The organism is Nesterenkonia sp. HG001 (assembly GCF_034438835.1).
Classification (GTDB): Bacteria; Actinomycetota; Actinomycetes; order Actinomycetales; family Micrococcaceae; genus Nesterenkonia; species Nesterenkonia xinjiangensis.
Genome location: NZ_JAOSZD010000003.1, coordinates 74,723 through 97,641, shown reverse-complemented (window position 1 = coordinate 97,641; position 22,919 = coordinate 74,723). Strand labels below are relative to the sequence as shown.

General features: G+C 69.5%; 20 protein-coding genes. 9 read left to right on the top strand and 11 right to left on the bottom strand.

Annotated elements, in window-relative coordinates:
* Nucleotides 1-6: 6 nt before the first annotated feature.
* A complete protein-coding gene (locus tag ODE13_RS06015) occupies nucleotides 7-2,739 on the bottom strand; it encodes a hypothetical protein (protein WP_322478443.1) in 2,733 nt (910 codons plus the stop codon).
* Nucleotides 2,736-3,671, bottom strand: coding sequence for a LysR family transcriptional regulator (locus ODE13_RS06010; RefSeq protein ID WP_322478442.1), 936 nt, complete (start codon nucleotides 3,669-3,671; stop codon nucleotides 2,736-2,738). The genes ODE13_RS06015 and ODE13_RS06010 overlap by 4 nt, the downstream gene beginning before the upstream one ends.
* Nucleotides 3,672-3,780: 109 nt before the next feature.
* Here ODE13_RS06010 and ODE13_RS06005 point away from each other — a divergent pair, with 109 nt between their 5' ends.
* Nucleotides 3,781-5,361: an MFS transporter gene (locus tag ODE13_RS06005; RefSeq protein WP_322478441.1), complete on the top strand. Its 1,581-nt coding sequence runs from the start codon at nucleotides 3,781-3,783 to the stop codon at nucleotides 5,359-5,361.
* 87 nt (nucleotides 5,362-5,448) lie between these two features.
* Nucleotides 5,449-6,531 (top strand): acyltransferase, encoded by a 1,083-nt coding sequence (locus ODE13_RS06000; RefSeq protein WP_322478440.1) that lies wholly within the window; start codon nucleotides 5,449-5,451, stop codon nucleotides 6,529-6,531.
* Here the strand turns inward: ODE13_RS06000 and ODE13_RS05995 are convergent, their stop codons facing one another.
* Entirely contained in the window at nucleotides 6,532-7,506 is a 975-nt protein-coding gene (locus ODE13_RS05995; protein ID WP_322478439.1) for a helix-turn-helix transcriptional regulator, read from the bottom strand. It lies immediately after the preceding gene.
* Nucleotides 7,507-7,640: 134 nt separating this feature from the next.
* Here ODE13_RS05995 and ODE13_RS05990 point away from each other — a divergent pair, with 134 nt between their 5' ends.
* Both ODE13_RS05990 and clpB read left to right on the top strand, forming a co-directional pair.
* Nucleotides 7,641-8,036: a RidA family protein gene (locus ODE13_RS05990; protein WP_322478438.1), complete on the top strand. Its 396-nt coding sequence runs from the start codon at nucleotides 7,641-7,643 to the stop codon at nucleotides 8,034-8,036.
* A 268-nt stretch (nucleotides 8,037-8,304) separates the two neighbouring features.
* The gene (gene clpB / locus ODE13_RS05985) at nucleotides 8,305-10,914 is read left to right on the top strand and encodes an ATP-dependent chaperone ClpB (RefSeq protein ID WP_322478437.1); all 2,610 of its coding nucleotides are present in this window, start codon (nucleotides 8,305-8,307) and stop codon (nucleotides 10,912-10,914) included.
* Between the two features lie 119 nt (nucleotides 10,915-11,033).
* Here the strand turns inward: clpB and ODE13_RS05980 are convergent, their stop codons facing one another.
* Together ODE13_RS05980 and ODE13_RS05975 are read right to left on the bottom strand one after the other, a co-directional pair.
* Nucleotides 11,034-11,624, bottom strand: coding sequence for a methylated-DNA--[protein]-cysteine S-methyltransferase (locus ODE13_RS05980; protein WP_322478436.1), 591 nt, complete (start codon nucleotides 11,622-11,624; stop codon nucleotides 11,034-11,036).
* Entirely contained in the window at nucleotides 11,621-12,361 is a 741-nt protein-coding gene (locus ODE13_RS05975) for a TetR/AcrR family transcriptional regulator (protein ID WP_322478435.1), read from the bottom strand. The genes ODE13_RS05980 and ODE13_RS05975 overlap by 4 nt, the downstream gene beginning before the upstream one ends.
* 145 nt (nucleotides 12,362-12,506) lie before the next feature.
* Here ODE13_RS05975 and ODE13_RS05970 point away from each other — a divergent pair, with 145 nt between their 5' ends.
* Complete coding sequence (locus tag ODE13_RS05970) at nucleotides 12,507-13,463, top strand: NAD(P)H-binding protein (protein ID WP_322478434.1); 957 nt, start codon at nucleotides 12,507-12,509, stop codon at nucleotides 13,461-13,463.
* A 26-nt stretch (nucleotides 13,464-13,489) separates the two neighbouring features.
* Here the strand turns inward: ODE13_RS05970 and ODE13_RS05965 are convergent, their stop codons facing one another.
* Entirely contained in the window at nucleotides 13,490-14,326 is an 837-nt protein-coding gene (locus tag ODE13_RS05965; RefSeq protein ID WP_322478433.1) for a hypothetical protein, read from the bottom strand.
* 362 nt (nucleotides 14,327-14,688) lie between these two features.
* Between ODE13_RS05965 and ODE13_RS05960 the strand changes: the two genes are divergently transcribed.
* Together ODE13_RS05960 and ODE13_RS05955 are read left to right on the top strand one after the other, a co-directional pair.
* The gene (locus ODE13_RS05960) at nucleotides 14,689-14,889 is read left to right on the top strand and encodes a DUF3073 domain-containing protein (RefSeq protein WP_322478432.1); all 201 of its coding nucleotides are present in this window, start codon (nucleotides 14,689-14,691) and stop codon (nucleotides 14,887-14,889) included.
* Nucleotides 14,890-15,025: 136 nt separating this feature from the next.
* On the top strand, nucleotides 15,026-15,988 hold the full coding sequence (locus tag ODE13_RS05955; protein ID WP_322478728.1) for a Sir2 family NAD-dependent protein deacetylase: 963 nt from the start codon (nucleotides 15,026-15,028) through the stop codon (nucleotides 15,986-15,988).
* Between the two features lie 8 nt (nucleotides 15,989-15,996).
* On the opposite strand, the gene ODE13_RS05950 is transcribed toward ODE13_RS05955, so the two are convergent.
* The 3 genes from ODE13_RS05950 to ODE13_RS05940 form a co-directional block, all read right to left on the bottom strand.
* On the bottom strand, nucleotides 15,997-16,578 hold the full coding sequence (locus ODE13_RS05950) for a TetR/AcrR family transcriptional regulator (RefSeq protein WP_322478431.1): 582 nt from the start codon (nucleotides 16,576-16,578) through the stop codon (nucleotides 15,997-15,999).
* A 90-nt stretch (nucleotides 16,579-16,668) separates the two neighbouring features.
* Nucleotides 16,669-18,207 (bottom strand): MFS transporter, encoded by a 1,539-nt coding sequence (locus tag ODE13_RS05945; protein ID WP_322478430.1) that lies wholly within the window; start codon nucleotides 18,205-18,207, stop codon nucleotides 16,669-16,671.
* A gap of 92 nt (nucleotides 18,208-18,299) precedes the next feature.
* The gene (locus ODE13_RS05940) at nucleotides 18,300-19,487 is read right to left on the bottom strand and encodes a lipid II:glycine glycyltransferase FemX (RefSeq protein ID WP_322478429.1); all 1,188 of its coding nucleotides are present in this window, start codon (nucleotides 19,485-19,487) and stop codon (nucleotides 18,300-18,302) included.
* Between the two features lie 146 nt (nucleotides 19,488-19,633).
* On the opposite strand from ODE13_RS05940, the gene ODE13_RS05935 reads away from it, so the two are divergent.
* Nucleotides 19,634-20,245, top strand: coding sequence for a LysE family translocator (locus ODE13_RS05935; RefSeq protein ID WP_322478428.1), 612 nt, complete (start codon nucleotides 19,634-19,636; stop codon nucleotides 20,243-20,245).
* A gap of 138 nt (nucleotides 20,246-20,383) precedes the next feature.
* Here ODE13_RS05935 and ODE13_RS05930 read toward each other — a convergent pair whose 3' ends face one another.
* Nucleotides 20,384-20,626, bottom strand: a complete 243-nt coding sequence (locus ODE13_RS05930; RefSeq protein ID WP_322478427.1) for a hypothetical protein — start codon at nucleotides 20,624-20,626, stop codon at nucleotides 20,384-20,386.
* A gap of 124 nt (nucleotides 20,627-20,750) precedes the next feature.
* The gene (locus tag ODE13_RS05925; RefSeq protein ID WP_322478426.1) at nucleotides 20,751-22,166 is read right to left on the bottom strand and encodes a sugar porter family MFS transporter; all 1,416 of its coding nucleotides are present in this window, start codon (nucleotides 22,164-22,166) and stop codon (nucleotides 20,751-20,753) included.
* 204 nt (nucleotides 22,167-22,370) lie between these two features.
* Between ODE13_RS05925 and ODE13_RS05920 the strand changes: the two genes are divergently transcribed.
* Nucleotides 22,371-22,826 (top strand): hypothetical protein, encoded by a 456-nt coding sequence (locus ODE13_RS05920; RefSeq protein ID WP_322478425.1) that lies wholly within the window; start codon nucleotides 22,371-22,373, stop codon nucleotides 22,824-22,826.
* The last annotated feature ends 93 nt before the right edge of the window (nucleotides 22,827-22,919 follow it).

Below are 22,919 nucleotides of genomic sequence, written 5' to 3'. Positions count from 1 at the left end.
GGCGGCTCACCCGTCGCGCTGGGTGCGCAGCAGCTCTTCGGCGCGGGTAGCGACGTCGGTCTCGCGGGCGGCGAGGGTGTCGATGAGCTTCTCCACGTGTGTGACCCGGGATTCCCAGTCCGCGCCGCGCTGTTCCCGGCGTGGCAGGCGCTCCAGGGCCTGGACCTCGCGCCAGGCGGTGACCAGGCCGGCCTCGTGGAGGCGCTGGTCGGCCTGTTCGGCGCGACCGTCGATGGCGGAGTCGGCGCCGAGCACGGCGACCATGTCCAGGCGGGAGAGGTCCAGGCCGAGGGCGAGGTCGTCGAGGCGCCCGCGCAGCCCGGCCAGCTGACGGCGCACCCGGCGGGTCCCGATCCCCCGACGACCGGCCTCGACGACGGCGACGCCGATCATCAGCAGCGTCTGGGCCCCGGTCCACACGGCGACCGCCACGAGCCAGAACAGGGAGGTGGTGTCCACCTTCACCGACTCCTGGTGGTTGTACTCCATGGCGCGGCCCAGGTCCTGCAGGGTGTTGGCTACCTGGTCGCCCAGGGTGATCTCGAAGTCGCCGGTGCCGGACACCAGCAGGTCCGTGGCGCGGAAGGAGTAGGTGCCCAGGCGGCTGTCCACGCCCGAGCTGATCTCTCCGGTCATCGTGTAGCCCACCGCGAAGGTCGCCTCGTCCAGCAGCCAGACCGGCAGGATCCCGTGGCCCAAGGCCACCTCCCCGGTGGCGGGGTCGAGGACCTCGGGGTCCTCGGCGCCGACCTCCTCCTTGATCCGCGCGTGGGCGTCCACGATGTCCCAGTAGTCGATGTCGATGCGGTAGTCGTGGTCCGCCCGCGGGGTGTAGCTGATGTAGTCATCGGCGGGCAGCAGCGCCACATGCAGCTCAAGGTGGTCCGGCAGCAGGGCGGCATCCTCGCTGAACTCGACGCTGCGCGCCATGGATTCCTGCACGTACTCCAGGGTCAGGGAATCCTGGTTGGAGGGTCGGAGGTCGGAGGGCTCCTCGAACTCCGGCACGGCGCCGAGGTCGCCGACGACATCCAGGGCCGCCAGCGGCTGGTCACCCTGCAGGGTCCGGCCGAAGGCGGTGTTGACGTCGGCGCGCTCGACGGCGGCCCATCCGGTCAGCAGCCCCGCCGCCACCGGGAGGATCATGCCGACGGTGGCGATCACGGCCTGCCAGCCCTCCTCGCTGATGCCTCCCGTCGCAGGTTCCGCAGCGAGCTTGGTGTGCTCGAGGGCGGCCAGCACGCGCTCGGCGGCCCACATCGGCCCACCTGCGGCACCATGCTTCAGTCCCAGGGTGGCGCGCAGCTCGTCCAGCGAGTCGGTGGCGCCTGCGGAGCTGGCCTGCACACGACGGCGGACCCGCTCCTCCGCGTCACGGCGGAGCGCCTTCTTCCCGGGGTGGCCCTCACGCCGGTGGGCCTTCAGGGTCCCGCTCAGTGCGGTGCAGGCGCCGACGATGCGCCGCTCCGCCGCCTCCCACCGGTCCAGCAGATTCGCGTGCTCGGCGACCAGCCGCGCACCGTCGTCGCCGTCGTCACCGCCGCTCCTCGCGGGGATCGTCGCGGCCTCCTGATTTAGGGCTAGGAGCTCGTCACGGGCACCACGGAGGCAGTCCAGGCTCTCCCCGGTGCCCTCACCGGCGGCCCGGGCGAGTCGGCTCCGCTGGGCGAGCACCTCGTCCACCGACTGCAGCAGCGGCAGCGCCAGCCGGTCCAGCACCGAGCCGGAGCCGGCGTGCCCGGCGCGCAGCTCCGAGGCGGCGGCCAGGGCGTCGGCCCGTCGCTGAAGCTCGGCTGTCTGCTCCTCGAACCGTTCCAGGTCGGACCAATCCGGAGTCTCACCGACGGTCTGGCCCGAGGAGCCGCGGGGAGCCGGGCCGCCCAGCCAGGCATACTCCAGCTCCTGCTCCCGGCGGGCCAGTCGCAGACTGTCCTGCCGGATGCGGTCCCAGTCGGCCTCCAGTGCGGCCAAGGAGTCGGTTGCGACGGCGTCGCCGGCACTGCTCAGAGCGGCCCGGGCGGTTTCGAAGCGCAGCTCCAGGACGTCGAGCTCCAGCACCACGCGGGCCAGGCGCAGCCTGGCCCGTGAGAAGCGCTGCAGGCGCTGCCGTTCGAGGCCGCGTGAGCGGACCCACAGGAACATGATCGCCACGCCGGCCAGCAGCGGCAGCGCGGCCGCCGAAACCCACGTCGCCGGGGAGCGGCCGCCCTCGTCGAAGTGCATGTCCGCCGCCGTCAGCGCCGCCCCGACCACCGCGTTGGGTCCGTGGCCGATGGTGCGGTTGTTGACGAAGGTCTCGCGCACCGTGGAGGCCACCGCGTAGCGATCGTCGGAGTCGAGGCCGCTGATGCCCACGCGGGTGGCGTCGGCGAGCACCAGGTCCGGATCCTCCGGGTCGTCACCCACGGAGAGGATCATCTCGGCGTCCTCGATCTCGCCGTGCATGTACTCGTCCCAGTCGAGCTCGCGTTCCACCACATGGACGGTGAAGGGCTCGTAGCTGAGCGCCCGGCCCTCGGCGGCGGCCTCCACCGTCTCCTGGGTGATCCCGTGGGGGAGATCGTCCTCCACGAGGAAGGACACCTGGGCCTCCGGCTCGGCGGTGACCCGCTCATACCCCACGCCGCCGATCGCCACCGAGCTGCCGGCCAGCCCGAGTGCCAGGGCGGGAGGGAGCCAGGAGCCGAGCCTGTGGGGACGTGCGGCGGAGGCATCGGGTCCTTCAGCGGTGCGCGTCACGGATTCATTGTATGAGGCCCCTCGGCCGGCTCCGAGGATCCGGTGTGATGCTCCAGGGCGGTGATCGCGGCGGCGATGCGGGGGTTCTGGGCGGATCCGCGGCGTTGAGCGAGCATGATCCTGCGTCGCGGTACCTGCGCACCGCTCAGCGGGATCTGCACCACGTGCGGGTGAGGGATGGTCATCGCGATCCTGGGGACGGCGGCGATGCCCGCTCCGGCGGCCACCAGCGCCGTGGTGGCGGTCAGCTCCTGGGCGAAGTGGGCCACCCTGGGCGCGTAGCCGACGGCCCGTGTGGCGCTCAGCAGCTCGGTATAGGCGTCCTGGTGCGGGTGACCGGTGATCCAGTCCTCCTGCGCCGCCTCCTCGAGCTGGATCTCACCGGCGGCGGCGAAGCGGTGGTCTCTCGGGACCAGGAGGTCGATCGGGTCGTCGAGCAGGCCGGTGACGTCGATGTGGCTGTCCGTGAGGTGGCTGGTGGACTCGTCGGCGACGAAGAGCCCCAGGTCGATGGTCCCGGACTCCAGCGCGGCGATCAGCTGACGCGAGTAGATTTCCTTGACGATCGGCCGCAGCTGGTGGTGCCGTGCTCTCAGCCGGATCAGTGCGGGTGTGATGATCGCGGAGATCGCTGTCGGGAAACCGCCGATGCTGATCGGTCCGCAGAGCTCCCTGGCTGCTGCGGTGACATCGCCCAGCGCTGTCTCCCACTGGGCATTGAGGGTACGGGCATGGGTCACCAGGCGTCGGCCGGCCGGGGTGAGTCTCACGCGTCTGCCATGACGCTCCAGCAGGTCGACGTCCAGTTCCTGGGCCAGTTCCTTGAGCTGCCTGGAGACCCCTGATGGTGTCCGATACAGCGCCTCGGCCGCGGCGGTGACCGTGCCGTGCTCGCACACTGCGATGAGCAGTTGGAGTCTGGAATCAATCATGTACCTATCGTGCATGATTCCACGTCAAAAATGAACCTGGACGGCAATGATCTGCTCCCCGTAGAACGGAGGTATGCCCTCTGACCCGACGACACCGAAGGACGCTCCCATGACGCAGGCCCGCGCGCACCCCCTCAGCCGCCATCTCCTAGGCACCCTGCTGGTGCTCGGTGCAGTGATGCTGGTGGGAGGCACGGACATGACCAAGGTCGTCGTCGCCCTGCCGGAGTTGGCCGAGGAGCTCTCTCTGAGTGCGGCCACCTCCCTGTGGGTCGCCGATGTCTACCCGCTGGCCGCGGGGGTGGCCCTGGTGCTCAGCGCGGTCGCCGCCGATCGGTTCGGACGCCGACGCATCTATGTGTTGGGGCTGGTCATCGCCATCCTCAGCGCCATGATCGTCGGGTTCGCGCCGGGCGGAGGTCTGGTCATCGCGGGGCGCATCGGTCAAGGTGTCGGTGCGGCGCTGCTGATCGCCGGCACTGTGGCCATCATCCGGGTGAGCTTCCCCGGGGTGCGCTTACGGGCCCTGGCCTACGGGGTCTGGGTCACCGCGTTCAGCACCGGCTCGGCGCTGGGGCCCCTCCTGGGCGGCGGACTCGTGGAGCTGGCCCACTGGAGGTGGGTCTTCTGGATCAATGTCCCGGTGCTGGCGCTCTGCCTCATCGCGGCCCTGCTCGTGCTGCAGGACTCGAAGAATCCGGATCCTCCCAGCCTGGACGGCATCAGCGCGGCCCTGTCGGGCTTCGCGGTGGGTCTGGTCATCGCGGGGCTGAAGGCCATGGCTCAGCCCCAGCTGCCCCTGTGGCTCAGCCTCGCGGCCCTGGCGGCAGGTGCCGCGGCAGCGGTGATGTTCGTGGTGCGGCAGACGCGCCTGCCGCGGCCCTTCCTCGACGTGAGCCTGCTGACCAATGCTCTGTTGGGAACCTCTGCGGCGGTCATTGCGGCCACCCTGGGCGTGTTCAGCGGCGTGCTGTACCTGCTCACCCAGCGCTACCAGGTCATCGAGGGGCTCTCCGCTGTGCAGGCCGGCGTCGCGCTGATCCCCCTCGCCGTGTCCAGCGCCGCCGGCGGACTCCTCGGCCCTCTGCTGCTCCGGTGGTCCAGCCAGCAGCGCATCATCACCGCAGGGCTGGTCCTGGCCGCCGGAGGGTTCCTGCTGCTGGCCACTCTGGATGCGGCCGGGGAGCTGGCCGCGTTGGTCATCCTGGGGCTGGGCTCGGGGATCATCATGGCCATTGCGGCGAACGCGATCATGAGCACTGCCCCTGAGAGTCGCACCGCTGACGCCGGTGCCATCCAGGAGACCTCCTTCGCGCTCGGCGCCGGCACCGGCATCGCCGCCCTGGGGACCCTTGCCATCCACCACGGTGTCATCGGCCAGGGCGCCGGCACGGGGTCCGGTGCCTCGGCGGCCGCCATCTACGGTCCTGGAGTCGACGCCGCCCTCGGGCTCGGAGCATTCCTCTACGCAGCCTTCGCCCTGGGAGCTGGGCTGATCATTCTCAGCACCGCCGAATCAGGGCGTGGTCAGCACGCAGTCGGACCTCGTCGAGCACCGTCCGTGCGTCAGCCGGCGACGGACCGAGACCGGGCCGAGAGCGGGGAGGAGGCGGCAGCGTCCCGTCCGCCGGCGGCGAGAGTCGCAGCCCCTGTCGGAGCGAGGTACGAGAGGGAACGTTGTGCGCGGTGATGCGTCCTGCGGTCCTCCGGATCGGGGCGAGGGCGGATCACGGGCCGGAACCCTTGTGAGACGGGGCCTCCTGTGTTTCCTTGAGATGTGAGTCCAGACCCATCCCCGCCGGTGCGCGACGCCACCCTCGACATCGCGAAGGCACTGGCCATCATCCTCATCGTGGTCGGGCACGTGTGGCGCGCGCTGGAACCGGCGGGACTGGTGCAGGATCCCCTGCTGACTCGGGTCGACTCCGTCATCTACATGTCGCACCTGTCGGTCTTCGCCTTCGTGGCCGGACTGTTCGTGGCCGGCGGGATGCGCCGCGACGGGCCCTGGCACTACGCCCGCGCCCGCACGGTCACCTTCCTCTGGCTCTACACGCTGTGGTCCACCCTGCAGCTGCTGATGAAGATCGCGGTGGGCTCCGCGGTCAACGACCCGGTGTCGCCCGTGGAGCTCCTGAGGATCTGGGAACCGAAGGAACAGTTCTGGTTCTTCGGGTGGCTCGTCCTGATGATGCTGCTCACTGCCGCGACGCGGCCGTGGCGCAGCCGCAGGGCCGCCGCCGCGACATTGGGGCTGGCCGGGGCCGGCTCTCTGGCGGTGTGGGGGCTGAACTGGAACATCCTCGGCGGGGAGGGTCTCGCGCTGACGATCTTCTTCTTCTCCGGGGTGGTGCTGACCGGTCGGCGGCTGCTCGGCTGGATGAAGGGGATTCTCGTCAGCCACGCCGTCGTGGTTGTGTTCGTGGCCGGCGCCGTGTGGGTGGTCCTCGGCGCCACGCTGCTGGGCACCCCGCCCACTGCCTATGGGAACATCCGCACCGTGTCGAGCGTGACGCTCGGGGCTCTCGGCTCATTGGCCGGCGTCGTGTCGATCCTTGCCCTCTCGCTGCTGCTCGCCCGGATGGGAGCCACCATGCAGTGGCTGGCGTGGATCGGGCAACGTTCACTGGTGATATTTGTCGCTCATGTGTTCTTCACGGCTGGCACGCGCATCGCGCTGAGCACGATGGGCATCGATGTCCTCTGGATCCACGTGGTGGGGTCCACCGTGATCGGAGTCATCGGTCCGCTCGTGATCTACGCCGTGGCGCAGTGGTTCAGGCAGGACTGGGTGTTCGAGGCTCCGCGGTGGTTGAGGCACCTCACGGGTGCTGACCGGTCTCTCGTCCCACGCCGCTGATCAACCCGTGCCGCGATAGCGGGCGGCGAGATTGGCGGCGCGCTCTCCCAGGGCGTCGCGCAGAGTGGCCGGAGCGAGGGCCTCGGCGTCGAGGCCGAGCTGCCACAGTGCCCATTCCGCATGGCGTAGGTCTTGGAAGATGACCTCCAGGTGCGCCCAGTCGCCGCTGGCGTGCTGTTCCGCCCGGACCGCCAGGACAGTGTCGATCAGCTCCTCCCGCCGCCCCGGACGGACGCGGACCGTGACCGGGAAGTGATCGCCTCCAGAGAGGAACTGCTCGCTGCGTCTGCGCCAGATGTGGTCCAGATCGACCGTCTCCGGGCGCTGCGCGGGTTCCGAGAGCTCCTCGGCGTCCAGGATCCGCGAGACGCGGTACGTCCGATCGATGCCGGAGCGGGTGGCCAGCAGGTACATGCGGCTGCGCACTGTGACCAGGCCGATGGGATCCACAGTGCGCCACGCCGGTTTCTGGCCAGTGGCGGCGTAGCGGATGCGCAGCCGGTGCCCGGCCAGCACGGCGCCTCGGACCTCGTGCAGGGTGGCGTCCGGGATGTCCTCCGGAGTGGCGCGGCGCGCGAGCAGGTCTGTCTCCGGGTCGATGAGCAGGCGCTGGGCGGCGGCTCGCGCTGCGAAGCGCTGGGACTCGGGCAGGGCGTCCACGACCTTGCGCATCGCCCCCTCGAGCGCGGGGCTCAGCCCGAACGCCTGCAGTCCCCGGCCGGAGCCTGCCGTCAGCAGCGCCAGGGTCTCCTCAGAGTTCAGCCCGGTGAGCTCAGTGCGGAATCCCGGCAGCAGCGCGAAACCCCCATGGCGTCCACGTTCCGCGTAGACCGGCAGCCCGGCCGCGGACAGCGCCTCGATGTCTCGGAGAACGGTGCGGATGGAGACTTCGAGTTCTTCGGCCAGCGTGGGGGCGGAGAGTCTGCCGCGCTGACGCAGCAGGAGCACCAGCGAGACGAGCCGGTCTGCACGCATATCTGAACCCTACCGGAATACCTGACATGAGGTGTCGTGATTTGCCGGAAAGCTCGATCTCACGGCGCACCGAGGCGCCCGGCGCGCAGAGCAGGAGCTGTGCGGCACAGGAACCGAACGAGGAGGATCTGGAGATGGAACGCACAGCAGTAAATCCCGTGACGTGGTCTGCAGCACTGGGCTTCAACCAGGGGGAGGTGGTCTCAGGACATACGCGGACGCTGTACTGCTCCGGTCAGACCGCGATGAACGATGATGGCGTCCCGCAGCATGACGGGGACATGGGGGCGCAGTTGGCGCTGAGCCTGGAGAACCTTGAAGCTGTGCTCGGCGCGGCTGGGATGACGGTGCAGCATCTGATCCGGCTGAACGTCTTCACCACCGATGTCGATCGGCTCTTCGAGCACTACGGGGTGCTGGCATCCCGGCTGGGGGCGGCAGGGGTCGCCCCCACCACCACGATGCTGGGTGTCACGCGGCTGGCCGTGCCCGGCCAGCTCGTAGAGCTCGAGGGCACCGCCGTGGCATAGGGTTCGCGTCGCTGTCGCTCGTCCTGGCACCGCCGGCACGAGCGTCAGGCGGGGCAGGCTGGTGATCGATGTCCGACGGCGTCGAGTGTTCACCGATCATCTGCCTCCGGGCTGAGACGGTGAGATTCTCGGCGCCGTCGTGCGGGAATATGTGCTTCTCACCCAAAGTTGAGTAGGATGGACTCAAGTTCGAATGAGAGGGCTCGCCAGGTCTGGTTGGACAGCAGGTGAGGGCCCGCCGAGGCGCTGAGAAAGGAGCCTTCACCCCATGGACGTCAAGCTCACCACCAAGTCGCAGGAAGCCGTCTCCGCGGCTGCGATGAACGCCAACACCGCAGGCAACCCGCAGATCGAGCCTGCCCACATCCTGAAGGCTCTGATGGACCAGCGGGAGTCTGTCGCCGTGGCGCTGCTGAGGGCCGCCGGTGCGGACCCCGAGGCCATCTCCACCCGGGCTTCCGCCGCCATCAGGCAGCTGCCGGCCACCAGCGGCGACGCCGTCGCGGCCCCGCAGTTCTCCCAGGCGGGTCTCGCCGTCATCAAGGCCGCCCAGGCCGAGGCCGAGCAGATGGGCGACGAATACGTCTCCACCGAACACCTCCTGCTCGGGGTCGCCGCCGACGCCGGACCTTCTGGTCGCGCGCTCGCCGAGTCCGGAGCCGGTCCCGAGCCGCTGAAGGCCGAGCTGCCCGGACTCCGGGGCGACCGCAAGGTCACCACCCCGGATCCGGAGAACACCTTCCAGTCGCTGGAGAAGTTCGGCACGGACCTCACCGAGATCGCCCGTTCCGGCAAGCTGGACCCGGTCATCGGCCGGGATTCCGAGATTCGGCGCGTGGTGCAGGTGCTCTCCCGCCGCACCAAGAACAACCCGGTGCTCATCGGCGAGCCCGGGGTCGGCAAGACCGCCGTCGTCGAGGGCCTGGCCCAGCGCATGGTCGCAGGTGACGTCCCCGAGTCGCTGCGGGACAAGACGCTGATCTCCCTGGACCTGGGTGCGATGATCGCCGGGGCCAAGTACCGCGGGGAGTTCGAGGAGCGGCTCAAGGCCGTGCTGGAGGAGATCAAGTCCGCCGAGGGCGGGATCGTCACCTTCATCGACGAGATCCACACCGTGGTCGGCGCCGGAGCCTCCGAGGGCTCCATGGATGCAGGCAACATGCTCAAGCCGATGCTGGCCCGCGGGGAGCTGCGGCTCATCGGTGCGACCACCCTGGACGAGTACCGGGAGAACGTGGAGTCCGACGCCGCCCTGGAGCGCCGCTTCCAGCAGGTCTACGTGGGGGAGCCCTCGGTGGAGGACACCATCGGCATCCTGCGTGGGCTCAAGGAGCGCTACGAGGCCCACCACAAGGTGGCCATCGCGGACAACGCGCTGGTCGCCGCCGCCTCCCTGTCGGATCGGTACATCACCGGCCGGCAGCTGCCGGACAAGGCCATCGACCTGATCGACGAGGCCGCCTCTCGGCTGCGCATGGAGATCGATTCTGCGCCGGTGGAGATCGATGAGCTGCGCCGTGTAGTGGACCGTCTCACCATGGAGGAGATGGCTCTTGCTGAGGAGACCGACGCCGGCTCCGCCGAACGCCTCCAGGTGCTGCGCGCGGACCTCGCCGACAAGAAGGAGGACCTCGCTGAGCTGACCGCCCGATGGGAGGTCGAGAAGACCGAGCTCAACCGCTCCGGTGAGCTGCGGGTCCAGCTCGACGACCTGCGCAGCCAGGCGGAGAAGGCCCAGCGGGAGGGGGATCTCGCCGAGGCCTCCCGGCTGCTCTACGGTGAGATCCCGCAGCTCGAGCAGAAGCTTGCCGACGCCGAGGAGCAGGAGAGCTCCGCAGGAGGGCAGCGCTCCCGGATGGTGTCAGAAGGGGTCGACGCCGACGGCGTCGCCGAGGTCATCTCCGCCTGGACGGGGATCCCCGCCGGGAGGCTGATGCAGGGTGAGACGCAGAAGCTGCTCCAGATGGAGGAGCTGATCGGCTCGCGGCTGATCGGCCAGCACCGGGCCGTGGCCAGTGTCTCCGACGCCGTCCGGCGGGCACGCACCGGCGTCGCCGACCCGGACCGACCCACCGGTTCCTTCCTGTTCCTGGGGCCCACCGGCGTGGGAAAGACCGAGCTGGCCAAGGCCCTGGCGGAGTTCCTCTTCGACGACGAGCGCTCGATGATCCGCATCGACATGTCCGAATACTCGGAGAAGCACTCGGTGGCCCGGCTGGTCGGTGCGCCTCCCGGCTACGTCGGCTTCGACGAGGGCGGCCAGCTCACCGAGGCGGTGCGCCGACGCCCCTACTCGGTGGTGCTGCTCGACGAGGTGGAGAAGGCTCACCCGCAGGTCTTCGACATTCTGCTGCAGGTGCTCGACGACGGCCGCCTCACCGATGGCCAGGGGCGCACCGTGGACTTTCGCAACGTGGTGCTGATCCTGACCTCCAACATGGGCTCCCAGTTCCTGGTGGACCAGAGTCTGGACGCCGACGCCCAGCACCGGGCCGTCATGGAGGTGGTCAACCGCTCCTTCAAGCCCGAGTTCCTCAACCGGCTCGATGACATCGTGATGTTCGATCCGCTCTCCATGGAGCAGCTGGCCAGCATCGTGGATCTGCAGATCGGTTCTCTGCAGGAGCGGATGGCCTCCCGCCGGCTCGTCCTGGAGGTCACCGACCCGGCCCGCGAGTGGTTGGCCTTCACCGGCTACGACCCCGCCTACGGGGCGCGCCCGTTGCGCCGGCTGGTGCAGCGCGAGATCGGGGATCAGCTCGCCAAGCGGCTGCTGGGCGGCGAGGTCGAGGATGGTGACACGGTCCTGGTCGACCGTCAGGAGCTCTCCCTGGAGGAGCACACGGTACACGGGCTCACCGTGACGAAGAAGGCCTGATTCTCGTCGCCTGGACCACCGAGTGGCCACGAATCGCGGCGTCTGCCCGATGACACGCCGTCGTCAGAGGTGAGATGCCGTGATTCGTGGCCACTCGACGTCGAGGGGGGGGGTGTGGATCAGAGGTGGATCCCCTCGCGGGCGAGCAGTCTGCGCTTGGTGCCCACACCGCCGAAGCCGTAGCCGCCGATGGAGCCGTCAGCCTTGATCACCCGGTGGCAGGGGATGGCGAAGGCCACCAGGTTGTGGGCGCAGGCGCTCGCCGCCGCGCGGTGTGCCAGCGGCCGCCCCGCCATCTGGGCCAGCTCCGCATAGGAGACCGTCTCGCCGGCCGGCACCTCGCGCAGGGCGGCCCACACCTGCTGCCGATACTCGGAGCCGGGTTGGACGACGGCGACGTCGTCGAAGGCCTCATGGTCGCCCTGGACGTAGGCGGCCACCGCCTCGGCGACGACGCCACGGTCGGTGGGCAATGGATTCATCTCCCGGTCCGCGGTCTCCGGGGCCGTTGCTTCCAGACGGTCCATCATCTGCTCCAGGGCGCGGCCGATCGCGGCGACCTCGGGCTCTGCTCCTTCCGGGCGTGCCAGGCTCGCCGCACGGATGGTGTCGTCTTCGGGGGAATGGACCACCACCACGGAGCCCAGCTCGCCCAGCGAGGCGGAGCACCAGCGCAGCTCGGGCAGCGGTGTGGAAGGGTCGGTGGTCATCGGGTCTCCTGGCGCGGTGGAACATGAGGTGACCCCAGGGTCTCAGACGCAGGGGTTCCGGTGCCGCACGTCAGGCGCAGCATGTGTGTGCGCATCAGATGGTCCTCCCAGGTGGCGCTCTCCGGCCCGAGCTGACCGAAGCGCAGCATGTTGACCATGCCGAGAAGGCTCGCCCAGACGGAGACGGCCCGCAAGGCTGAATGAGGGGGTATGGCCAGGCCGAGCTCTTCCAGATCCCTGACGAGCCAGAGGGCCGCTGGGTCCCGTGCGGCCGACTCGGAGGAGAGTCGCGGATCGTCGGCGTCGTCGTCAAGGGCCGCGACCAGCCGAGCCACCTGGACGGCGACACGTGTCCCGGGGACGACGGTGTCCTGTGGGGCCCGGTAGTCCGTCACGGGGGACCCATGGATGAGTTCCCATCGTCGGGGATAGCGCCGGGACCAGTCCAACATCGCGAAGGCGACCGATTCCAAGGAGTCGTCACGTGCCACGGAGGCGTCCACCGCGTCCGCCAGGCGATCGTAGGCGTCAGTGATCAGGAGCGTCAGCAGCTCGTCCCGACTCCGCACGTAGCGGTAGACGGCACTGGAGACCACGCCGAGGTCCCGAGCCACTGCGCGGAGCGACAGGCTTTGGGCGCCGTCGTCGTCGAGGTGGCGGTTGGCGATCTCGAGTACGGCGGCCTCAGTGGCCTGCCGGTTCTTCTGGCGAGGTGTCATGCCGGCGTCGGACTTCATGGCACGAGGCTAGCAGGAGACGGAGATCACCAGTCACATACGAGAGCAGCGCTCTTGTTTTAGGGCTCTGAGGAGACTATGGTCGATTCGTCATCGGAGAGCAGTGCTCTCATTCGTGGTGAGGGATATCGACGGGAGGCTGACAATGCGCACAGCAATGGTGATCGGCTATGGGCAGATCGGGGCGCGTATCGTCGCGGATCTGCTGAGTCAGGGCGTGGAGACGACGGTGGTGACGCGCTCTGCGGGAGCCTCGGTGCCGGAAGCGGCGAGGCATGTGATCGGCGATGCCGGACGTCGGGGCGACATCGCGGGCGCCGCAGCGGGGGCTGAGGCGATCTTTGCATGCTTCCACACCGGGTATGACTCCCGGCTATGGGCAGATGTCCTGCCCGGGTTGGAACAGGTGGTGCTCGACGTCGCTGCCGAGCAGGGCAGCGTGGTGATCTTTCCCGAGTCGACCTACGCCTTCGCGGCCCAGGCGGAGGAGCTCAGAGACGACGCCGAGTTCGCGCCTGCAGAGGACAAGGGGCGGGTCCGTCAGCAGCTGATGGAGGCACGGTCGGCCCATCCCGCCCCCGCGCTCAGCGTGCTGGCGGGAGATCTGGTCGGTCCGGATGCTGCGCCCGCGACGAGTGTGGTCCGCATGATGATCACTGACCGCGTGGCGGCGGGCCGACGCCCCATCATTCCGGCGGACCCCGATGTGCCGCATGCTCTCACCGACATCGCCGATCTCAGTGCGGCGATGATCTATGGTGCGGAGTACGCCGAGGAGCTGCTTGAGGTGGTGGCAGGAGCCGGTGGGCATCGGCTGCTGATCGCACCGTCCCAGGCGCCGACCCTGCGCGAAGTCGGCGAGCGTGCGTCCGGCGTCGCCGGTCGTCCTGTTGTGGCTCCCTGGGTGCTGCCCCATGCAGTGTTGCGCGCCGCAGGGTTGGTCAGCCGCACTGCGCTGGAGCTCGCGCGGCTCCGGCCGATCTGGTGGCGTCGAAGCGTCCTGGTCCCGAGCGGAGAGTTCGCCGGCGCACTGCCCGGGACGCCCTGGAGGTGCAGTGTCGATCAGATGGTGAGGCAGAACGTGGAAGGGGTGCCTGTCTGAGGGGAGTCGTGGCCTCAGCCGTCGCCTCAGGCGTCGTCCTCGTCGCCGCCACCCGGCGCGGCGTCCTCGGCGTCGTCGGCGGAGGAGTGCTCCTCGGGGTCCATCACGAAGTTCCCCGTCATGGTGACTCCGCTGGCCGGCTGCAGCAGGCAGTTGATCCGCCGGTCGCCCTCGCGGCGCCAGGTGGACTCGGTCGGGTGGGAGATGCGGACCTGCAGCTCGAAGTCCACGGCGTCCACGGCGTCCTGGTCCAGCTGCCCGTTGTCCTCGCAGGCCATGTGCGCCCGTTCTGAGACGTCTTCGTCACCCGGGTACTCGCCGACCTCCAGATCCTCCCAGTGGATGACCTGGACGTCATAGCTGTGTCCGCACTCGATGATCGTGGCCGGTGCGGTCTCGTCCTGCGGCTGGAAGCCTGTCAGGCAGTCGCCGGCCAGCCACTGGTCCGGATCGGCGTTCCGCAGGATCACGCCGTCGATGCCGGGATCCTCCTCGCGCTCGGCGACGGTCTCCGGTAGCTCGGCCGGCTCGTCTCGGACGAGGAACCACCACAGCAGGGACAGGGTGATCAGCACGACGAGTCCGCCGGCGAGGACGAAGGGCAGCACGTTCGGGCGTCGGGGATCACGATTCGCGGTCTCCCGGACGTCGAAGGACTCCAGGTGGCCGGAGTCATTCAGGGAGATCTCCTCCGGGGAGTCCTCGGCGGGTTCCGCCGTCGCTCCCTCGCGGGCCGCGGGTTCCGCTGCGGTGGTCCTCCGGTCGGCCCGGCTCCGGGCCTCACGGCGCGATCGGCGCGTCGGGGGGAGAGGTTCGGCGGGCTCACCTGAGGAATGGTCGGGCGACTCAGTGCTGTCTTCCACTGCGGCGGTGCTCCTGTGCGCGTCGTGGCGGGATCGGCGGTACGTGTCGAACGGCGTCCCGGCGGAGCGCAGGCGAAGGTGATGTCCGTCCCATCCGGATGCCCGTGGAGCCGTCGGCGAAGGTCGACGATGAGCATCCGGCGGGCGTCGGACAGGCATAGCACCCCGAGAACTGGACCATTCCGGCGCGCAACGCACCGCAGGGCGGGCCATCCTGGATGACTTCGCCCTGGGCGGACGTGCGACGCACCGTTCCCAATCATGTTAACCTAGGTACACGAACCAGTAGATCGCAGAGATACTCCCGCGTTGCACCCTGCCCGGCATCGCGAGGACCTGAGAAGACAGAGGGGGTCTCGCTCATGGGGCGCGGCCGTCAGAAGGCGAAAGCAACGAAGCAGGCGCGGGAGATCAAGTACTTCACCCCGAACACCGACCTGTCAGCTCTCGAGAGAGAGCTGGCTCAGTCCCGTGGTGAAATCCCCGCCGAGGAAGCCATCTCACCCGAACCGGAGGATGAGTCGTACGGCTACGACGACCTCTCGGAACGCTACGGACGCTGAGACCGTGGAGCAGGGACGCACTGCTCCCGCCAGCACTCAGGCCGTCACAAGCAGCAGTGAATCCGATCCGGCGATGATCGCCGGGTCGGATTCTGCTGTGTCCGAGGAGTCCGCCGGAGGCCTCGGCGCACACGAGGTGCGCAGCGTCACCGATTCCCAGTCGTTCACCCTCCCCGTGGCCAACGCCCACCGGGCCGCGCTGCGGTCCATCGAGCGCGTCGTCGAAGACACCGCGCCTCCGCAGGCCAGGGACGCAGCCCAGGCCGGTATTCTGCAGATGCTGCGCGTCGGCGGGGTGCTCGCCGTCACCGGCGCCGGAGTCTCCACCGACTCCGGCATACCCGACTATCGCGGCCCTCAGGGATCCTTGCACCGGCACCGGCCGATGACGTACCAGGAGTTCCTTCACGACGAAGGCGCTCGCCACCGGTACTGGGCGCGCAGCTTCGTCGGCTGGCGGCATATGGACCAGGCCACGCCGAATCCGGCGCACCACCTGCTCGCCGGCTGGCAGCGGCGGGGCACACTCTCCGGGCTGGTCACCCAGAACGTGGACGGCCTCCACGCCATGGCCCACCATGAGGCCGGAGTGCAGTCTCCGCTGATCCCGCTGCACGGGGATCTCGCCACTGTGGCCTGCCTGACCTGCGGAAACCGGGAGGACCGCCGACACCTGGACACCCGCCTGGAGGAGGCCAACCCCGGCTACGCCGAGGAGGCCCTCCAGGCCGCGGAGAACGTCAATCCCGACGGCGACGTCGCCCTCGAGGATTCCTGGGTCCAGCGCTTCCACATGGTCGGCTGCCTGGTCTGCGGATCCACCCGGCTGAAGCCTGACGTCGTCTATTTCGGCGAGGGTGTCCCTGCTGAGCGCAAGGTCCTGGTGGACGAGCTCGTGGAGCGGTCCTCCGGTCTGCTGGTGGTCGGCTCGTCGATGGCGGTGATGAGCGGCTTCAAGATCGCCCTGCAGATGCACCGGGCGGGGCGACCGATCGGCATCATCAATGGCGGGCCGTCCCGGGCCGACGTGAAGGCCGACTGGCGGTGGCGGACGCGGATCGCCCCTGCGCTGGAGAGTCTCGACGCCGCGCTGAGGTGAGCTGCCGGTCAGGTCTGCGTGTGCTCCCCGGCGCCCAGCCGGATGATCGCCTCCACGATCGTGGAGCGCTGCGCCTCGGTGAAATGCCCGGGCGCCAGCGCCTCATAGAACCACAGCCCGTCCGCGGCCAGCCGTGCCAGGAAGGGCAGCAGGTCCGGGTCGACGCCGGCCGCACGGCCCGGCACGCCGGCGTCGTCGGGCGTGCCGCTGGGCGGCGGGGGCGACCACCGATCGTGCACCGTGTCCCAGGCCGCCTGGGCGGCGGGATCCCCGGCGGACTCGAGCATCAGCAGCAGCTCCGCCCGGTCCGGGTTCTGTGACGCGCGGATGTAGGCGTCGAGCCGCTGCCCCGCGGTGAGCTCCTCGTAGGGAGCCCCCGCCTCAGACTCCATGCAGGCCTCCCACTGGCCCGCGACGTGCTCATGCAGGGCCAGGAGCATGTCCTCCCGGGATGGGAAGTGATAGAGCAGTCCGCCCTTGGTCAGGCCGGCCTCGGCGGCCACCGATTCATAGGTGATCGCCGTGACGCCGTCACGCTGGACGATGTGCTGGGCGGCCTGCAGGATCTCGGTGCGTTTGGACTGTCGCATGATGCCCCAGCCTAGCGGCCCGTGGCAGCCCGCCGCTCGGCCCGGCCCGGGCAGGGGCCGCAGGCTGAGTGCCCGGGTCGGCGCATCTGCTCAGTGGTTCCCGGGGTACGCCTGGGAGGCGGTGCCGGGCAGGTGCCGGCGCAGCAGCGAACCGGTGATCAGAGTGCCGGCGGCCAGCGCCGCCGTCACTGCGGCCAGCACCACGAGGAAGGAGCTGTCCATCGCCTGGGAGGCCGCTGCGACGACGTCGCCCTCCCCGCTGGTCAGCGTCTCAGTGGGACTGGCCGCGGTGAAGCGGTCTGCCCCGGCGGGCAGGGCGAGGAACCGGAAGTAGGCGAAGTGCAGCAGGCTGCCCAGGGTGGCGACCGCCACCAGGCCGCCGAACTCGTAGGAGACCTCCTCGATCGAAGCGGCCATCCCCGCCCGGCGCGGCGGCACATTGCCCATGATCGCGGTGGAGGCCACGGAGATCGAACCGCCCAGGCCTACTCCCATGATCAGCAATCCCAGCACCAGCACGGAGAGCATGTCCTGCGCGGCTCCGGCGACCGAGACGCCTGCTCCCAGCGCCGCCACGGACAGCCCTCCGGAGATCAGCACGAGCAGGCCCGTGCGGTGCAGGATCGCTCCACCGATCAGCGCCATGGGCAGCGCCCCGACGGCGATCGCCGAGACGAGCAGTCCTGCCTGCAGCGGGGTGTAGCCCTCGACCAGCTGGAAGCGCTGGGTGCTGGCGAGCTGAGTGCCCATGATCGCGAAGATGCTGGCGCCGGCGGCGGCCACACCGGCGGCGAAGGCTCGGTTGCGGAAGATCGTGAAGTCGATCAGGGGCTCCTCCAACCTGGCTTGGCGCCGCCCGAACACGGTGAGCGCGACGACGGCGACCAGTGCCGAGCCGATGACCAGCAGCCAGTCGACCCCGTCCTCGGCCAGGGACTTGATGGCCAGCACGGCCGCTGTCAGCCCGATCATCACCTGGGCGGAGGAGAGGCCGTCCCAGCGCTTGGCCGGGTTAGTGAGGTTGCGCGGTCCGGCCAGGATGATCGCCAGGGACCCGGCCACGGCGATAGGCACGTTGATCAGGAACACCGAGCCCCACCAGAACCGCTCGAGCAGCAGTCCGCCGACGATCGGACCGATGGCCATGCCCACCACGGAGACCGAGGCCCAGACGGCGATCGCCAGGTTGCGTTCCTTCTCCATCGGGAAGCTCACCCGGATCAGCGCCAGGGTGGCCGGCATCATCGCAGCCGCTCCCACGGCCAGGAATGCGCGGGCGGCGATCAGAGCCTCTGGGGTGGGGGAGAAGGCGGCGGCCAGTGAGGCGACCCCGAAGATGACCAGCCCGTACTGGAAGAGCCGCTTATGGCCGAGCCGGTCGCCCAGCGCGCCGGAGCCGGGAAGCAGACCGGCGATGACCAGCGGGTAGGCGTTGATGATCCACAGGGATTGGGAGGTCGAGGCGCCCAGATCCTCGGTCAGCCGGGGCAGCGCGGTGTACAGGACCGTGTTGTCCAGGGTGATGAGCAGCAGGGCGGAGGAGACGATGACGAGCACGGTCCAGCGCTGCCAGCGGGAGAGCTGGGGAACGGGCCCGGGGTCCACCAGGGGGAGGGATGCGGTCGCCATGACATCAAACTGTACTGGATGTATGGTTCGGTGGGCAGGGGTGGGAGGCCGAGATCACCCTGACGGGGTCGGCGGGCCGCTCAGCCTGCGCTTCAGCGGCGAGCCATGTAGAGGGTGAACGCCCTGGTCAGCAGGCGGTTCACCGGGTAGTCCCACTCGCCGTAGGTCTGCACCACGTCGGCGCCCATGGTCGTCTTGAACCGAGTGAGCCCGGCCAGCGGGTACTCGGGATCCAGCGAAGGGCTGAGTCCGCCGAGGTCATACCACCGGCATCCGGCGGCCAGGGCATCCTCGATCTGGCGCAGCTGCAGGGCTCGCGGGGCGTAGCGCTTGCGCTCCTGGGAGGAGGAGGCGCCGTACACGTACCAGGCGAACTTCCCCTGCCGTACGTAGATGGCTGCGGCGAGCAGCGCGTCCTCGTGGTGGGCGAAGTACAAGGTGCACTCGGTGTCCTCGGCGGCGTTGAGCTCTCGGAACATCCGCTGGAAGTAGCTCAGCGGGCGGCCGGTGAAGTCGTCCCGCTCAGCAGTCTCCGCATAGAGCGCCTGCCAGGCGGGGAGATCCTCCTCGCCTCCGGTCGTGATGACCAGCTCCGAGCGCGTGGACTTACGGGTCTGCCGTCGTGAGGTCTGGTCCATCCGCGCCAGGACGGCGTCGACGTCAAGCGCGCCGCCCTCCTCGTCGGTCAGCGGGATGCGGGCCTGGAACTGCGGCTGCCCGGCCTCGAACTCCTCAGACTCCTGCGGGGGCTGCCAGCCCAGGCCCTCCAGCTCGGCGCGGACCGCGACGGCGTCGTCGTCGACCTGCAGGGGCTCCAGCTCGGAGATCACCGTGTGCTCCCCCGAGGCCAGCGCGCGGCGGACGTCCTGGGCGGCCCACCGGCGGGTCACCCCGGGCAGGCCCATGCGGATGAGGAAGGCGCCCTGACCCTTCAGATGGTCCACGAGCGCCGGAAGCAGAGCGCTGAGCGCGACCTCCTCTGCGTCGAAGACCGGGCCTTCGGCCAGATAGGCGAGGCTCTTGCGGCCCAGCACCGGGACGGCGGAAGGGAGAGGCAGACGGCGGTGGAGCACCAGGGTGGCGGCCACCAGCCGGTCACCGTCGAAGGCGCCCAAGGACTCTCCGCGCCAGTCCGTCTTCACCTGCGGCCACCGGGGGTTCTGCAGGAAAGAGGCGGTCGGGTGCTGCGCCAGGAACGCTGCGTGCTCGTCGGCGCTGATCGGATGCACAGTCAGCTGCTGCGCTCCGCGGGGCCCGGGGTGCTGGGGTCGAGTGGTCACTTCCCTGATGATACCGGCCGCACCGCAGCCCTTCGGGGAAGACGGCAGGTGGTGCGGGGGATCCGGGACCCCGCACGGAGTCTCAGAATCCGGGCGTCGGCGGCACGCGCGGCATCGTCGGCACGGCGCGCGCTAGGCTCGTCCGGGTGACCATCCTCTCCCTGATCCTCTTCGCCCTGGCGACGGCGGGGACCCCCGGACCGAACAACACGATCGCCATGGCCTCCGGCGCGACCTACGGCCTGCGCCGCACAGTACCGGCGATCGTCGGCGTGAACATCGGCTTCCCGGTGATGGTGGTCCTCGTCGGACTCGGCCTGGGGCAGGCGCTGGCGCAGTGGCCGGTGATCCTCGACGTGCTGCGTCCGATCGGCATCGCCTACTTGCTGTACCTGGCGTGGAAGATCGCCTCCGGGCCCACGGACCTGTCCGTGCGCCACGGTGCTCGGCCGCCGTCGTTCCTGCAGCTGGCGCTGTTCCAGTTCGTCAACCCCAAGGCCTGGACGATGGCGGTGGGCGCGATCGCCGCCTATACAGGGCACTGGGAGTCCTTCACCGGCGAAGTGCTGGTGATCGGCGCGGTGTTCCTGATCTTCGGCACCCCCTGCACCGTGACCTGGACGCTGATGGGAGTCGGCGCGGGGCGGCTGATCTCCAAGCCGGCGCATCTGCGGGTGTTCAACCTGGTCATGGCGGGTCTGCTGGTGGTCTCCCTGGTGCCCGCCGCGGTGGACACCGTGGAGTCGATCCTCGGCTGATCCGGCTGGTGCAGCACCCGTCCTGCTTCGCCCCGAGGCGTTCGAGGGCGGCACGCGACTGACGATTGTGGAAGTGCGTCTGGAACTCCACCGCCAGGCACCCCAAATCCCCGAAGACCCGGGCCAGCAGCAGGCGCTTCATAGGCGCGTTGACGCCGGTGCGTTGGGCCCGGCGCAGAGCAGCCAGGTGGAGCCGATCTCGAGGCGCGGAGTGCGGGCGTCGATGTGCATGAACGTGGTCATCCCGACCGGGGTGCCGCTGGCGACGTCGATCACCGCCCAGGGCGCCATGGTGCCGTCCTCAGGCCAGCCCCCGTCGTCCTGCGCCGCCTCAGCGCCTCGCTGCAGGTCCTCGAGCTGCTTGCCCTGCTCAGGCGGCACCCCGATATGCGTCGAGTGGGGGATTCCGCTACGGCTAACTGGCCCCATGGGCGAGTTAGCCGTAGCGGAATCCCCCACTCGACGGGTGGCTGAGGCGCGCTCGAGGGGTGTTCGGGCGCACGAGCTACTCCATGTCTTCGAGCTGCTTGCCCTTGGTCTCCGGGACGAACCTGATGACGAAGAACAGGGAGATCGCCGCACAGGTGGTGTAGAAGCCGTAGGCGACGCCGAGGCTCATGTCAGCCAGCGCTGGGAAGGTGGTGGAGATGGTGAAGTTGGCCATCCACTGGGCGGCCGCGGCGATGCCGAGCGCGGTGGCGCGGATCCGGTTGTTGAACATCTCGCCCAGCAGCACCCACACCGCCGGGCCCCAGGACATGCCGAAGAAGACCACGAACCCGTTGGCGGCCAGCAGGGCCACGACTCCGCCGGTGTCGGTCAGCTGCGGGGTGAGCGTTCCGTCGGCGGCCTCCACCACCGGAGCGGTGGCGAAGATCCATGCCAGCAGGCCCAGGGTGAGCGTCATGCCGGTGGAGCCGATCATCAGCAGCCGACGACGACCGATCTTGTCCACCAGGGCGATCGCGATGATGGTGACCACGATGTTGGTCACGCCGGTGATGACGGTCTGTGCGAGGGCATCGGCTTCGGTGAAGCCGACCGCCTGCCACAGGGTGGAGGAGTAGTAGAAGATCACGTTGATGCCCACGAACTGCTGGAACGTGGAGAGCAGGATGCCCACCCAGACGATCGGCAGGAGGCCGAGTGCCGGGCCGCGCAGGTGCTTCAGGCGGGTGCGGGCCTCGGTGCCCAGGGACTGTCGGATCTCCTCGATCCGCTGGTCGATGCCGGTCTCGAGCACCCGGCTGAGGACCTCGCGGGCCTTGGCCGGTGAACCCTTCTTCACGAGGAATCGGGGCGACTCGGGGATCATCAGGGCGAACGCGCCGTAGGCCAGCGCCGGCACCACCTCGGCGAAGAACATCCATCGCCAGGTCTCCAGCCCGAACCACAGCTGCTCCGCGGCTCCTCCGGAGAGCCCGGCGAGCCAGGCGTTGCACAGCAGGGCCACGAAGATTCCGGTGACGATGGCCAGCTGCTGCATGGAGCCGAGGCGTCCGCGGATCTGCGCCGGGGAGATCTCGGCAATGTAGGCGGGGGCGATCACCGAGGCGGTGCCGACGCCGAGGCCGCCGATGACCCGCCAGACGATCAGGTCTGCGGCGCCGACGGCGAAGGTGCAGCCGACCGCACTGACCAGGAACAGCGAGGCGGCGATCAGCATGACCCGGATGCGGCCGATGCGATCCGCCAGGCGTCCTGCGGTGAACGCGCCCACCACGCAGCCCAGCAGGGCCGATGACACCACGAAGCCGGTCAACCCGGCGCTGAGCCCGAATCCCTCACGGACCGCGGTCACCGTCCCGTTGACGACCGCTGTGTCGAATCCGAACAGGAAGCCGCCCAGTGCTGCCACGGAGGCGAGGAGAAGGGCCTGGCCGGTGTGGAATGACTCGGGGATCTGCCGGGTGTCACTCATGTCGCCCTCCTGCGCCTCGGGATACGGCGGTCACCGGCGTGGCGCTGTCGAGCGGCGAGGCCGCCGGGCAGGCCGCAGGTGACGTGATGCATGTCACTTTAGGTCTCACGCGGGAGGAGGTCCACGGTGCGGCGAGGGCGATGAGGGCGGCCCTGGTCATGACCTGCCCTCACCGATAGGCTGACGCGTGACAGCAAGGGCGCCGTGGATCCCACGGCGAGGGTCGGCGTCGTCGACGACGGGGAGAGGTTGGTCATGGTCGAACTGGATCACACCGGGGCCCATCTGACCCCGCAGGAGGTGCGGCACCGGCTCTCCGAGCACGACGCCGCCCGGCTCGGGCTGAGCGGCTGGCGCCGGTGGGGCCTGGGCACGGCCGCGGTCTCACCGGGACAGGTGAAGTTTCAGGTGGGGGCGTGTCTGTTCATCGCCTCGGCCCAGCTCGTCGCGTTCCTGAGCCGCGCCACCAGCGCGCCCCTCGACGCCTGGGATCGCTGGCTGTCCTTGCCGGGTGTCACGGTGTTCTACGTCCTGACCCTGGTGTTCTACGCGGTCTACCGGGGCAACGTCGACGACGGCGTCTACGAGCGTCTCGCCGAGGCCCGCCGCCTCGAGGCCCAGGAGCGCGTCGCGGGGTTTACGGCGGGCCAGTCCCGCTGACACGCATCGAGTGGGGGAATCCACGACAGCTAAATGGCCTCACGAGCGGCCTAGCTGTCGTGGATTCCCCCACTCGATGAGGGGTGGGGGGGT